Here is a 13,384-nt window from a genome sequence, read left to right on the forward strand (position 1 = left end):
GAGATCGAACGCCTCGACCGCCAGAGCCTGATCAAGCACGCAGTTGTGCGCCGTGACGAATATGGGATGTTTCAGCACCCTGATCTGCCCGACTTCGACGAAGGTGACGTCGAGAAAAGCAAGGCTTGGGTCGCCCAGCAGGGACTTGAGGTGGTCCGAGTCGAACTAGAAACCGACGCACCAGAGGACATCGTAGAACGCTATTTCGAGTCTGGCGACCCCGATTGCAGCTACTGGGAACCCAGCAAGCCGGATGGTGAAGGCTGGTTCTGCCTGGCCATCTACGATACCGACGCCGGGCCCTCATGCTGGTGGGGTCGTCGAGTGGTGACGCCATGAGGCTGAAACACTATCCGCTGGACATCCAGTGCGTCGGCAGCGACACCTACATCGCGATGAGCAAGGGTCACCACGACCTTGAGGCATTCATGGCTGAGGCCGTCAAAGAGTGCCCGGCCCGGTTCCTGGGCGGCCCGCAGCACAAATGGTGCAAGACGGTGCCGGATCGCTCGGGCGAGTTTGCACATCGATACGTTTTCGTCGAGGAAGGCACACCAGGCGCGTGGCCAGCGACCTACTGCTGGGAATTCGGCGAGGACTACAAGCGCTACAACGCCGAGGTGCAGCCATGACCCGCCTCGCCCTCTGCCTCCTGCTGCTGGCCACCGGCGCCAGCGCGACCGAATCGGTGCGGATTGCGAAGTCTGCCAACATAAAAATTGGTGTAAATCGTATCCACGATGACCAGCGAGGAGTGACCTGCTACGTGTACTACGACGGCGGTCCAGGCGGCATCAGCTGTATCCCCGACGGCCAGCTGCAGGCCGGCAACGAGCGCCAGCTCTCCCCGCACGAAACCCAACCCGAACCTACACCCGCTATGGCGCCTGGGCGCTGGATTGATGAGAGGTATGAGCTGTGAGCGAATGGATCAAGTGCAGCGACAGGCTGCCACCTAATGAAAAAGGCGACTATCTGATCGTCTGCGATTCCGGCGAGATCGCTATCACAGAGTACCTCTGGGACGACGATGTCGGATGGTGCTTCTGGTACGACCCGGATGCCACCCATTGGATGCCTCTCCCTTTACCGCCGAGCGCCCAGCCATGACCGACCTGATCGAAGTGAAGACGGGCGACCTGGCGGGCGAAGCGCTTGGCTGGGCGGTGGGTATGGCCGAGGACCTGGCTCTCCACCTCGAGCCGCCCCAGTACGGCAACGGCTGGCGCGTGTTCGCCATCTATCGGGGTGAGGCGACTGAGCGCTGCGAGCGGTATAACCCCTGGGAGGCCTGGGCACTCGGTGGGCCGCTGATCGAGAAGTACCAGGTTGCGCTCATTCCAGAAGCTCACGACGGTATGGAAGGCACCGAGCTGTCTGAACGGTGGTTTGGGGATGTTTATTACAGCGGTGGCGATCAGTACACCACCGAGCATTGCAATACCGCCTTGATTGCTGCCTGTCAGGCTGTAGTCGCGACAGTGTTCAACGATACCGTCCGGGTGCCCAAGGAGCTGATGACGTGAGCATCGCAAAGGTACTCGACCCCTGCAGCGCCAGCCGCATGATGTGGTTTGACAAGGAAGACCAGCGTGCCCTCTTCGGTGACATCCGAGACGAAGAGCACCTGCTCTGCGATGGCCGCGTACTGAAGGTTGAGCCCGATGTGCTGATGGACTTCCGTAGCCTGCCCTTCGAGGCCTCAACCTTCCGCCTGGTCGTGTTCGATCCGCCGCACCTCACGCGGGCCGGTTTGGACAGCTGGATGCGCGCCAAGTACGGGGTGCTCACAAGCGACTGGCGAGCTGACATTCGTCAGGGTTTCGCCGAGTGCTTCCGCGTGCTTGAGCCCGAGGGGATCCTGATCTTCAAGTGGAACGAAACCCAGGTACTGGTTAGCGAGCTGCTGGCCCTCACCGATGAGAAACCCCTGTTTGGCCACAAGTCCGGTAAACGCGAAAAGACGCACTGGATCACCTTCATGAAGCGCCCCACAGCCTAACCCCTCCCCTTACAACTCAAGCCCGCCGGCATGCGCGGGCGAGGACTCGCCATGTCTGTCATAACCGTCAAGACCACCATCACCACCAGGTTCGACATTCCCGAGGGCCTGAGCATCGACATGATCCGCCACCAGGCCCTACCCGTGCTATCCGAGGACGAAGAAGGCACCGATGAGGTGGGAAATCTGCAGGAAACCGCGCTGAACATGGTTTTCCTGGGTGATGCCGATCCCCGCTCGCGAACCGTCGAGCATTCAATTGTTGAGGGAGGCGACCATCCATGAACCTGATCGACTGCTACGTCACGAAGATCCTCAGCGAGCCGTACCGCATGTTCGGCCATTGGTGGGTCGATGTTGAGTACGACGGCGAAGGCCGCATCAGCAAAACAAAGCTCATGTTCCGCACCGAGGAAGCCGCTCGCTCGGCGAAGGTCGGACACCGCTTTCTGGCGTGACCCGTCTATATAAAGGAGACACCCAATGCGACACTCAGAAAACATTGATCGCTTGCTCCGCCTGGACGAGGTGCTGCACGTCACGGGCATGGGTCGGAACACCGTCTATCGAAGAATCCGTGAAGGGACGTTCCCGAAACAGGTTAAGATAGGACCCAATTCGGTCGCCTGGCGACAGTCGGACATCACTCAGTGGATGACCTCTCTAACCCCCAGCGACGACCAATCAGTACATTGAGCAGTACACTGGAAAGCCAGATCGCGCTCAAGCCCTTATCCCACCAGCTTTACAGGTTCACCAGTGGAAATCTTCAAAGAATTTACGTTCGAATCCGCCCACCGCCTTCCCCATGTGCCCGAAGGCCATAAATGCGGGCGTCTACATGGGCATTCGTTCAAGGTCGGCCTTCATCTGACGGGTCCACTCGATCCGCATACCGGCTGGATTCGCGACTTCGCCGAAATTAAGGCGGTGTTCAAACCCATCTACGAGCAGCTCGACCATAACTACCTGAACGACATCCCTGGCCTGGAAAACCCCACCAGCGAAGTCATTGCCAAATGGATCTGGGATCAGGTCAAACCGTTGCTGCCAGAACTGTCCAAGGTGCGTATCCACGAGACGTGCACCAGTGGTTGCGAATACAGCGGGGACTGAGCCCGTAGGCAGGCTCGTCAAGCGCTGATGCTCACGCCCACAACGCCTTGCCTGGTCCGGCGTCCTGGGGGCCCAGCAGCGAACCTGCCCCGATCCAACTCCACCCGATCAGCAGCGGGCAGCCGTCTCCAGCACATGAATCGTTAGCGAACCGTGCTGCCCTTGCTGGCCCGTGATCAACCGACGGCCATGCTGGGGCCACAGCAACGTCGCAGGTCTGCCGCTCAAGTGCTGCAACTGCACATTGAGGACAGATGTACCTTCGTCCAAGGTTTTGGGATCAAGTCCTTCGAGCTTCCAGAGAAAGTCTGGGAGCGCTCGCTGGCTGGTCCAGCGCTTGGCCAGGCTTGTCGTCCAACCGCGCTGCTCTCTTAGGGTAAAGTCGAGGCGCCTGCCGTGACTGTCGAGCGGCCATAGCTCATAGACATGGCTGTTCCCATCGCTGTAGGCGGCAAACCAAAAGTGGTCGCATGCCATGCGAAATTCGGCGATGTTCCAGCGATTCCCAAAGAAATCATTCGTCTCGACCACTAGCCCAGCTCTGGGAGACCACTCGCTGCCTTCGTCGAACCTTGCCGTTACCAGGCCTCCTGCGGTTGATTCACCGTCAGGCCGCCACCAGGCACGTCCAATGAAGCTGTATTGAGGCTGAAATCTGTACCTGGCACGCGCCTTTTCCAGCGCCGTTCCCCAAGCCCACTCGCGAGCCTGATGACCATAGTCGAGAATCTCCAGTGCTATCCGGCCAGGCTCGCCGCGTACGGTATTGATGAGCGATGCGTCTGCTTCTTTATAGCGCCTTACGCGATGCCCTTGGGCATTCTCCAGAATCAGGTTGCACATTCGCGCACCGCGCTTGATACCGGCGTAGTTCATCGCCTGCACCGACCATAAATGGGTGGGATTGGAAAGACGCGGCTGCCCGGCGCTTGGCTCATTCGCGCGTTTGACCGCAACGTACCCCGACACCGTAGAGGGATTGTTGTAGAGGATACGGTTCAACGGCCGCCACCCGCTGTCGTAAGGCCGGATTTCGTAGCACAACTTCGCCCCATCCTCCCCTGAGGCAGCAACGTAGGCACCGAACCAGAACAGCTCGCCATACCGGTGGCCGTCCTTGGTGTAGTCCTCTGGCGCCAGTTGCAGTGGCCCCTTTCCCTCGGGCTCAGCTCGCCAGTAGTTATACCAATGATCGTTGTGGATACCGGCCCCGCCGACGTGAAGCCACATAGGGGCAAGCTTGTCCTGGTAGTCCCACCATCGATCCGGCTGAATCAGCTCGTCGGTCAACTGCCACCAGCAGCGGGCAAGAAACGAGAGTTCAGGACGATAAATGTAGTCGGTCATGATGGCTCACTCTTGGGTCGCAATGTGAGCTAAACGCTAAGCAACGCCGGCCGCGCATTGCAGAAGGAAGCGCTCTACATCAAGAATGTCGAATCGATCGACCTGAGTTCACCCCCCGCTGGCACTGACCGAGGTCCCCCTTGAATCGCAAGCTCGACGCTAGTGGAGGGCCAAACAGCGAAGTAGAGGAGAAGACGACTACTCCAACGCGCTGTTGAGAAACGATGGCGCGATGTAGCGCTGGTAATGCGCCTCTGACAACAGAAAGAACTCACGATCAATCGCATCGCGCAGTTGCGGCAGTTCCCAGTCGCGGAACTCGGGCAGCAAGGCCATGCCGTAGGCCTCCAAATCCCGAATCATGCGCGCGCCCCTGGCAATGAGCTGGTAGGCCCAGCAGTACTCGGACTGCTGCTCGACATACCGTATGGCACGCTGCTCCAGTTGCTGGCGCAGCACGCCTTTGTCGAACACCTCAAGCTTGGCCATCATCACCTGAACCAGCAGTTGCTCCAGGCGTAACCAAACCGCGCGTTTCTGCGCATCGTCGTAGCCATTCCAGTGGATGACCTCATGGTGGAATCGCTTGCATCCCCGGCATACGGTGTCCCCATAAACCGTGGAACACAGGCCGACGCAGGGCGTTTTGATGGACTTGTTGGACATGAAATACAACGGCTTGAAGGTGGAGTACGCGGCCATGTTAGCCCTTTGTCTAACCAGGGTCACCCGCTAAAGTCATCATCGCCGCCTTACCTTCCAGCGATTTATACCGTAGAATCATCCGGCCTTTTCGAAGGCAACAATGTCCGTTGGAAGCTGTTTTCAAAGCGTCACGAGCACAGTTGATCCGGCAGAACGACGTTGGTCCGGGCCTGCATCCCCGCAGGCCCGAGCCAGCCCTCATCAGATACTCGTTCTGCAGGCGTAAAACTTTGAAAGCAGCTTCCGCAAGGATTTCTTGCGACCCTGGCCAGGCGGCCCAAGAAGCCATGACGGCGCATGGGTGCAAGGAATGCCGGATGAGCGTCCCGGACCCCTTAAAGGGGCCACTGATGAGGGAAATAACTGTGCTTGAAGCCTACCGCAAACACATCGAAGAGCGCGCCGCGCTGGGTATCGTGCCCCAGCCGCTGAACGCCGAACAAACTGCAGGCCTGGTCGAGTTGCTGAAAAACCCGCCGGCCGGCGAAGAAGCCTTCCTCGTAGACCTGCTCACCAACCGCGTACCGCCTGGCGTCGATGAGGCGGCCTATGTCAAGGCTGCTTTCCTTTCGGCTCTCGCCAAGGGCGAAGCCACTTCGCCGCTGATCGATCGCAAGCACGCCACCGAACTGCTGGGCACCATGCAGGGCGGCTACAACATCGAGACGCTGGTTGTGCTGCTGGATGACGCCGAGCTGGGCGCCGTCGCGGCCGAGCAGCTCAAGCACACCCTGCTGATGTTCGATGCCTTCCATGACGTGGCTGAAAAAGCCAAGGCCGGCAATGCTCATGCCAAGGCCGTGCTGGAATCCTGGGCCGCCGGCGAGTGGTTCACCTCGCGCCCGGCCATCGCCGAGAAATACACCCTGACCGTGTTCAAGGTGCCTGGCGAAACCAACACCGACGACCTGTCCCCTGCCCCAGATGCCTGGTCGCGCCCTGACATCCCGCTGCACGCCCTGGCCATGCTGAAAATGGCCCGCGACGGCATCGAGCCTCAGCAACCAGGCTCGGTGGGCCCGCTGGCTCAGATCGAAGCAGTCAGGGCCAAGGGCTACCCGGTCGCCTACGTGGGTGACGTGGTGGGTACCGGTTCTTCGCGCAAATCCGCCACCAACTCGGTGCTGTGGTTCTTCGGCGACGATATCCCGTACGTGCCAAACAAGCGTGCTGGCGGTTTCTGCTTCGGCACCAAGATCGCCCCGATCTTCTACAACACCATGGAAGACGCCGGCGCCCTGCCGATCGAGTTCGACTGCACCGACCTGGCCATGGGCGACGTGATCGACGTCTACCCGTTCAAAGGTGAAGTACGCCGTCACGAAAGCGATGAGCTGGTAACCACGTTCGCGCTCAAGACCGAAGTGCTGCTCGACGAAGTGCGTGCCGGTGGCCGTATCCCTCTGATCGTCGGCCGCGGCCTGACCGAAAAAGCCCGTGCCGAGCTTGGCCAGGGCCCATCGGACCTGTTCAAGAAACAAGAGCAGCCTGCCGACACCGGCAAGGGCTTCACTCTGGCGCAGAAGATGGTCGGCCGTGCGTGTGGCCTGCCGGAAGGCCAGGGCGTTCGCCCAGGCGCTTACTGCGAGCCGAAGATGACCACCGTGGGTTCCCAGGACACCACTGGCCCCATGACCCGTGACGAACTCAAGGATCTGGCTTGCCTGGGCTTCTCCGCCGACCTGGTGATGCAGTCGTTCTGCCACACCGCGGCCTATCCGAAGCCAATCGACGTCACCACCCACCATACCCTGCCAGACTTCATCCGCACCCGTGGCGGCGTGTCGTTGCGCCCAGGGGACGGCATCATCCACAGCTGGCTGAACCGCATGCTGATGCCCGATACCGTGGGTACCGGTGGCGACTCGCACACCCGCTTCCCGATCGGCATCTCCTTCCCTGCAGGCTCCGGCCTGGTAGCCTTCGCTGCCGCCACCGGCGTCATGCCGCTGGACATGCCAGAGTCGATCCTGGTGCGCTTCAAAGGCAAGCTGCAACCTGGCATCACCCTGCGTGACCTGGTGCACGCCATCCCTTACTACGCCATCCAGCAAGGCCTGCTGACCGTCGAGAAGAAGGGCAAGAAAAACGCCTTCTCCGGTCGCATCCTTGAAATCGAAGGCCTGGACGAACTGACCGTCGAGCAGGCCTTCGAGCTCTCGGACGCTTCGGCTGAACGTTCGGCTGCCGGTTGCACCATCAAGCTGCCGGAAAAAGCCATTGCCGAGTACCTGAAGTCCAACATCACCCTGCTGCGCTGGATGATCGGCGAAGGCTACGGCGATGCACGCACCCTGGAGCGTCGCGCCCAGGCCATGGAAGCCTGGCTGGCCAACCCTGAACTGCTGTCGGCCGACGCCGATGCCGAATACGCCGAAATCATCGAAATCGACCTGGCCGACGTCAAGGAGCCTGTGCTCTGCGCCCCGAACGACCCGGACGATGCTCGCCTGCTGTCCTCGGTACAGGGTGAGAAGATCGACGAAGTCTTCATCGGCTCGTGCATGACCAACATTGGCCACTTCCGCGCCGCTGGCAAGCTGCTGGAAAAGGTCAAGGGCGGTATTCCGACCCGTCTGTGGCTGGCCCCGCCGACCAAGATGGATGCACACCAGCTGACCGAAGAAGGCTACTACGGCATTTACGGCAAAGCCGGTGCGCGGATGGAAATGCCGGGCTGCTCCCTGTGCATGGGTAACCAGGCGCGAGTCCAGACCGGTTCGACCGTGGTGTCGACCTCGACCCGTAACTTCCCGAACCGCCTGGGCGACGCCACCAACGTGTACCTGGCATCGGCCGAGCTGGCTGCGGTGGCTTCGATCATCGGCAAGCTGCCGACCGTCGAAGAGTACATGCAGTACGCCAAGGACATCGACAGCATGTCTGCCGACGTCTACCGCTACCTGAGCTTCGACCAGATCGCCGAGTTCCGCGAAGCGGCCGCCAACGCCAAGATCCCAGTGGTCCAGGCGTAAGCCAGGCAGCCATCGACTGGCTGCATGAAAAAAGCCCCGGCAGTGATGCTGGGGCTTTTTTTTGCCATTTCAAACGGTCGGGCACCTGCTAAAGACCTGCAGACGCCTTCGTGAACGTGACCAGGCGGCGGCGAGCACGCCTGTCAGAAGCTATCATCAGGAACGCGCACCCAGCCTTCCATCAACACGCGAGCGCTACGACTCATGATGGCCTTGGTCACCGACCACTGCCCATTGATCAGGCGTGCTTCTGCACCAACCCGCAGGGTGCCCGATGGATGCCCGAAGCGTACTGCACTGCGCTCACCGCCGCCTGCAGCCAGGTTTACCAGTGTCCCCGGGATGGCCGCCGCCGTGCCGATCGCGACTGCAGCAGTGCCCATCATCGCGTGATGCAGCTTGCCCATGGACATGGCGCGCACCAGCAAGTCGATATCTTCCGCCCTGACCTGCTTGCCACTTGAGGCGAGATAGGCATGTGCCGGCGCCACGAATGCTACCTTGGGGGTATGCTGGCGGGCGGCAGCCTGCTCTACATGCTCGATCAGCCCCATGCGCAGCGCACCATGGGCCCGTATCGTCTCAAACCGCTCCAGGGCAGCCGGATCTCCATTGATGGCATCCTGCAACTCCATACCGCTGTAGCCAAGGTCGGCTGCATTGAGAAACACCGTTGGGATACCGGCATTGATCAACGTAGCCTTGAAGGTGCCAACCCCTGGCACCTCCAGATCGTCCACCAGGTTACCGGTAGGGAACATCGCCCCGCCTTCTCCATCGTCGTCGGCAGCCGGATCAAGAAACTCCAGCTGCACTTCGGCGGCCGGGAACGTCACGCCATCAAGCTCGAAGTCGCCGGTCTCCTGCACCTGACCGTTGTCCATCGGCACATGAGCCACGATGGTCTTGCCGATGTTGGCCTGCCAGATACGCACCGTGGCGACACCGGTGCCGGCTAACTGCGTGGGGTCTACCAGGCCACTGCCGATGGCGAACGCACCTACTGCCGCGGAAAGGTTGCCGCAATTGCCACTCCAGTCCACGAAAGGCTTATCGATACTGACCTGGCCGAACAGGTAGTCCACATCATGATCAGGCCGCTCGCTGGCGGACAGGATCACGACCTTGCTGGTGCTGGACGTTGCCCCGCCCATGCCGTCGATCTGCTTGCCATAGGGGTCGGGGCTGCCGATTACCCGCAGCAGCAAGGCATCGCGTGCCGGACCTGGCGTTTGCGCTTGTTCCGGCAGATCTTGCAAACGGAAGAACACGCCTTTGCTGGTGCCGCCACGGATGTAAGTGGCCGGAATCTTGATTTGAGGTGCATGTGCCATTAATTGAAGCCTCTTGGATGGGCCCGAGCCAGGGGGGGCGCCTAGGGCCGCAATGCGGCCACGTCGCGTTAAACGGTCGCTTCGAGGAAGTCCTGGGCAAAACGTTGCAACACACCGCCCGCTTCGTAGATCGACACCTCTTCGGCCGTATCCAGGCGACAGGTCACCGGTACGTCAAAACGCTCTCCGTTGCGACGGGTAACCACCAGGGTCAGGGTGGCGCGCGGTGTACGGGTGCCGATCACGTCATAGGTTTCGCTGCCATCCAGGCCCAGTACCTTACGGTCTGTACCTGGCATGAATTCGAGGGGCAAGACGCCCATACCCACCAGGTTCGTGCGGTGGATGCGCTCAAACCCCTCGGCGACGATGGCCTCCACGCCTGCCAGACGAACCCCTTTGGCAGCCCAGTCGCGTGAAGAGCCCTGACCGTAATCGGCACCGGCCACGATGATCAGCGGCTGCTTACGCTGCATGTAGGTCTCGATCGCTTCCCACATGCGCATGACTCGGCCTTCGGGCTCAAGGCGTGCCAGCGAGCCCTGCCTTACACTGCCATCTTCGTTGCGCACCATCTCGTTGAACAGCTTGGGGTTGGCGAAGGTGGCGCGCTGAGCCGTGAGGTGATCTCCACGGTGGGTGGCATAGGAATTGAAGTCTTCTTCAGGCAAGCCCATTTTGGCCAGGTACTCTCCCGCTGCGCTGTCGAGCATGATGGCATTGGAGGGCGACAGGTGATCGGTGGTGATGTTGTCCGGCAGTAACGCCAGTGGGCGCATGCCACGCAAGGTGCGCTCCCCAGCCAAGGCGCCTTCCCAGTAGGGTGGGCGACGGATGTAGGTGCTCATGGGACGCCAGTCGTACAGCGGCGCGACCTTGGGCCCGTGGTCCTGCTCCACGGCGAACATGGGAATGTAGACCTTGCGGAACTGTTCGGGCTTGACCGCAGCGCGAACCATCGCATCGATTTCGTCATCGCTGGGCCAGATATCCTTGAGGCGGATTTCCCGCCCATCCGATGCCACACCCAGCACATCCTTCTCGATATCGAAACGGATCGTACCCGCGATGGCGTAGGCCACGACCAAGGGTGGGGACGCCAGAAATGCCTGTTTGGCATACGGGTGAATACGGCCATCGAAGTTTCGGTTACCAGACAGCACCGCGGTGGTGTACAGGTCCCGGTCGATGATTTCCTGCTGGATGGTCGGGTCGAGGGCGCCGGACATGCCATTGCAGGTGGTGCAAGCAAAAGCGACGATGCCGAAGCCCAACGCTTCGAGCTCCGCCTCCAGGCCCGCCTCTTCCAAGTACAGCTGTACAGCCCTGGATCCAGGAGCAAGCGATGACTTGACCCAAGGCTTGCGCGCCAGCCCCAGCCTGTTGGCATTGCGTGCCAGCAACCCGGCGGCAATCACGTTGCGCGGGTTGCTGGTGTTGGTGCAGCTGGTGATGGCTGCAATGATCACCGCCCCGTCCGGCATCTGCCCGGGTACCTGCTCCCAGGCACCCGCAATCCCCTTGACGGCCAGCTCGCTGGTGGCCACCCGGGCATGGGGGTTTGAGGGGCCCGCCATGGTGCGCACTACGCTGGAGAGATCGAAGTCCAGAGTGCGCTCGTAGACTGCGTCGGCAAAGCTGTCGGCCCATAGACCCGTGGCCTTGGCGTAGGTCTCTACCAGTGCGACCTGCTGTTCCTCGCGGCCCGTCAGACGCAGGTAGTCGATGGTCTGTTGATCGATGGCGAACATGGCCGCCGTGGCGCCATATTCTGGAGCCATGTTGGAGATGGTGGCGCGATCGCCGAGCGTCAGAGCACGGGCGCCTTCTCCATGGAATTCGAGGTAGGCGCCGACCACCTTCTGCTTGCGCAGAAATTCGGTCAGGGCCAATACCAAGTCGGTTGCCGTCAGGTTGGGCGCCAGCTTGCCGGTGAGCTGGACGCCGATGATTTCCGGCAGACGCATCCAGGAGGCGCGCCCGAGCATGACGTTCTCGGCCTCAAGCCCTCCCACGCCGATGGCAATCACGCCCAATGCGTCCACATGAGGGGTGTGGCTGTCGGTGCCGACACAGGTGTCCGGGTAGGCCACGCCGTGATCGTTGTGTACCACGGGCGACATCTTCTCCAGGTTGATCTGGTGCATGATGCCGTTGCCAGGCGGGATGACATCGACGTTCTTGAACGCTTTCTTGGTCCAGTTGATGAAATGGAAGCGGTCTTCGTTGCGGCGATCCTCGATGGCCCTGTTGCGTTCGAACGCCTGGGGATCATAGCCGCCACATTCGACGGCCAGTGAGTGATCGACGATCAGCTGTACGGGCACCACCGGGTTGACCTGGGCAGGGTCACCGCCCTTGTCGGCGATGGCATCGCGCAAGCCGGCCAGGTCGACCAGCGCGGTCTGACCCAGGATGTCATGGCAGACGACCCGGGCCGGATACCAAGGGAAATCCAGGTCGCGCTTGCGCTCTATCAGCTGGGCCAACGACGCCTGGAGCGTACCGGGGCTGCAGCGGCGCACCAGGTTCTCGGCCAGCACGCGCGAGGTATAGGGCAAGCCCTGATAGGCGCCGGGTTTGATGGCCTCGACGGCAGCGCGGGCATCGAAATAATCCAGGTCGGTGCCTGGCAAGGCTTTGCGGTAGGCAGTATTCATATCGTTATCAGGCTCGGTCACGGATGGCGTTCAAGGGTGCGCGTGCGGGCAGACATGCTGGGCCACCCCGCGAGGCCAACAAGACCTGCGCGGGGTGGGCGCCCATCAGCGCTGCTCGATCGGCACGAACTGACGCTGTTCGACGCCGGTGTATTCGGCGCTCGGACGGATGATGCGATTGTTCTCACGTTGCTCGAACACATGCGCTGCCCAGCCGGTAAGCCGCGAGCAGACGAAAATAGGGGTGAACAGCTTGGTCGGTATGCCCATGAAGTGATACGCCGAGGCATGGTAGAAGTCGGCGTTGGGGAACAAGCGCTTCTGCTCCCACATGGTCTTGTCGATGGCTTCGGACACCGGGTACAGCACCGTGTCGCCCACTTCATCGGCAAGGCGCTTGGACCAGCCTTTGATCACCTCGTTACGCGGGTCGGACTCTTTGTAGATGGCATGGCCAAACCCCATGATCTTGTCCTTGCGCTCGAGCATGTGCAGCAACTCGGTCGACGCTTGCTGCGGGCTCTGGAAGCGCTCGATCAGCTCCATGGCCGCCTCGTTGGCACCGCCGTGCAGCGGGCCGCGCAGCGAGCCGATGGCGGCGGTGACGCAGGAGTACAGGTCCGAGAGGGTCGAGGCACACACCCGGGCGGTGAACGTGGAGGCATTGAACTCGTGCTCGGCGTAGAGAATGAGCGATACGTTCATCACCTTCACATGCAGCTCGCTGGGCGGCTTGCCATGGAGCAACTGCAGGAAGTGGCCGCCCAAGGTGTCTTGGTCGCTGACGCAGTCGATGCGCACGCCGTGATGGCTGAAGCGGTACCAGTAACACATGATCGCCGGGAAGACGGCCAGGAGCCGGTCGGTCTTGTCGCGCTGGGCATCGAAGGTGAGCTCGGGCTCGAGGGTTCCGAGCACGGAGCAGCCCGTGCGCATCACGTCCATCGGGTGAGCGTCGCGCGGGATGCGCTCCAGTACTTCTTTCAACGCCTGCGGCAGGTCGCGCAGGCCTTTGAGCTTGTGCTTGTAGTCGGCAAGCTCGGCTTGGCAGGGCAGCTCGCCATACAACAACAGGTAAGCCACCTCCTCGAATTCGGCATGGGCGGCCAGGTCACGGACATCATAGCCCCGATAGGTCAGCCCAGCGCCGGCCTGACCGACCGTCGACAGGGCCGTCTGCCCGGCAACCTGACCGCGCAGGCCTGCGCCGCTGAGTACTTTTGCTTCGGCCATGGTGCTTCTCCT

At 61.2% G+C, this 13,384-nt stretch carries 16 protein-coding genes; 11 read left to right on the plus strand and 5 right to left on the minus strand.

The features are described 5' to 3' along the window. Window positions 1-66: 66 nt before the first annotated feature. The 10 genes from FH041_RS22860 (at window position 67) to queD (ending at window position 3,118) form a co-directional block, all read left to right on the plus strand. Window positions 67-339: a hypothetical protein gene (locus FH041_RS22860; protein ID WP_177438163.1), complete on the plus strand. Its 273-nt coding sequence runs from the start codon at window positions 67-69 to the stop codon at window positions 337-339. After that, on the plus strand, window positions 336-632 hold the full coding sequence (locus tag FH041_RS09015) for a hypothetical protein (RefSeq protein WP_140174441.1): 297 nt from the start codon (window positions 336-338) through the stop codon (window positions 630-632). The genes FH041_RS22860 and FH041_RS09015 overlap by 4 nt, the downstream gene beginning before the upstream one ends. Then, entirely contained in the window at window positions 629-922 is a 294-nt protein-coding gene (locus tag FH041_RS09020) for a hypothetical protein (protein WP_140174442.1), read from the plus strand. The genes FH041_RS09015 and FH041_RS09020 overlap by 4 nt, the downstream gene beginning before the upstream one ends. Continuing rightward, complete coding sequence (locus FH041_RS09025; RefSeq protein WP_140174443.1) at window positions 919-1,110, plus strand: DUF551 domain-containing protein; 192 nt, start codon at window positions 919-921, stop codon at window positions 1,108-1,110. The genes FH041_RS09020 and FH041_RS09025 overlap by 4 nt, the downstream gene beginning before the upstream one ends. After that, entirely contained in the window at window positions 1,107-1,526 is a 420-nt protein-coding gene (locus FH041_RS09030; RefSeq protein WP_140174444.1) for a phage protein NinX family protein, read from the plus strand. The genes FH041_RS09025 and FH041_RS09030 overlap by 4 nt, the downstream gene beginning before the upstream one ends. A 38-nt stretch (window positions 1,527-1,564) precedes the next feature. Further along, window positions 1,565-2,002, plus strand: coding sequence for a class I SAM-dependent methyltransferase (locus FH041_RS09035; protein ID WP_140175111.1), 438 nt, complete (start codon window positions 1,565-1,567; stop codon window positions 2,000-2,002). Between the two features lie 51 nt (window positions 2,003-2,053). Beyond that, the gene (locus FH041_RS09040; protein ID WP_140174445.1) at window positions 2,054-2,287 is read left to right on the plus strand and encodes a hypothetical protein; all 234 of its coding nucleotides are present in this window, start codon (window positions 2,054-2,056) and stop codon (window positions 2,285-2,287) included. Beyond that, window positions 2,284-2,460 (plus strand): hypothetical protein, encoded by a 177-nt coding sequence (locus FH041_RS22745; protein ID WP_168199531.1) that lies wholly within the window; start codon window positions 2,284-2,286, stop codon window positions 2,458-2,460. Before FH041_RS09040 ends, FH041_RS22745 begins: the two co-directional genes overlap by 4 nt. Before the next feature lie 25 nt (window positions 2,461-2,485). Beyond that, window positions 2,486-2,698 carry an AlpA family transcriptional regulator gene (locus FH041_RS09045; RefSeq protein ID WP_132579024.1) on the plus strand — a complete coding sequence of 71 codons (213 nt, stop codon included), beginning with the start codon at window positions 2,486-2,488 and terminating at the stop codon, window positions 2,696-2,698. A gap of 63 nt (window positions 2,699-2,761) precedes the next feature. Further along, window positions 2,762-3,118: a 6-carboxytetrahydropterin synthase QueD gene (gene queD / locus FH041_RS09050; RefSeq protein ID WP_033695042.1), complete on the plus strand. Its 357-nt coding sequence runs from the start codon at window positions 2,762-2,764 to the stop codon at window positions 3,116-3,118. 108 nt (window positions 3,119-3,226) lie between these two features. Here queD and FH041_RS09055 read toward each other — a convergent pair whose 3' ends face one another. Both FH041_RS09055 and FH041_RS09060 read right to left on the minus strand, forming a co-directional pair. Continuing rightward, on the minus strand, window positions 3,227-4,465 hold the full coding sequence (locus tag FH041_RS09055; protein ID WP_140174447.1) for a hypothetical protein: 1,239 nt from the start codon (window positions 4,463-4,465) through the stop codon (window positions 3,227-3,229). Between the two features lie 198 nt (window positions 4,466-4,663). After that, a complete protein-coding gene (locus tag FH041_RS09060; RefSeq protein WP_023536066.1) occupies window positions 4,664-5,131 on the minus strand; it encodes a DUF1289 domain-containing protein in 468 nt (155 codons plus the stop codon). Between the two features lie 404 nt (window positions 5,132-5,535). On the opposite strand from FH041_RS09060, the gene acnB reads away from it, so the two are divergent. After that, complete coding sequence (acnB, locus tag FH041_RS09065; protein WP_028686940.1) at window positions 5,536-8,145, plus strand: bifunctional aconitate hydratase 2/2-methylisocitrate dehydratase; 2,610 nt, start codon at window positions 5,536-5,538, stop codon at window positions 8,143-8,145. Window positions 8,146-8,288: 143 nt separating this feature from the next. Here the strand turns inward: acnB and prpF are convergent, their stop codons facing one another. The 3 genes from prpF to prpC all read right to left on the minus strand — a co-directional run bounded on the left by prpF (window position 8,289) and on the right by prpC (window position 13,372). Continuing rightward, on the minus strand, window positions 8,289-9,479 hold the full coding sequence (prpF, locus tag FH041_RS09070) for a 2-methylaconitate cis-trans isomerase PrpF (protein WP_028686939.1): 1,191 nt from the start codon (window positions 9,477-9,479) through the stop codon (window positions 8,289-8,291). A 68-nt stretch (window positions 9,480-9,547) separates the two neighbouring features. Continuing rightward, the gene (acnD, locus tag FH041_RS09075; RefSeq protein ID WP_027914612.1) at window positions 9,548-12,139 is read right to left on the minus strand and encodes a Fe/S-dependent 2-methylisocitrate dehydratase AcnD; all 2,592 of its coding nucleotides are present in this window, start codon (window positions 12,137-12,139) and stop codon (window positions 9,548-9,550) included. Between the two features lie 105 nt (window positions 12,140-12,244). Beyond that, the gene (gene prpC, locus FH041_RS09080; RefSeq protein ID WP_027914611.1) at window positions 12,245-13,372 is read right to left on the minus strand and encodes a 2-methylcitrate synthase; all 1,128 of its coding nucleotides are present in this window, start codon (window positions 13,370-13,372) and stop codon (window positions 12,245-12,247) included. Window positions 13,373-13,384: the final 12 nt, after the last annotated feature.

The organism is Pseudomonas sp. SWI7, from assembly GCF_006351945.1.
Lineage (GTDB): Bacteria > Pseudomonadota > Gammaproteobacteria > Pseudomonadales > Pseudomonadaceae > Aquipseudomonas > Aquipseudomonas fulva.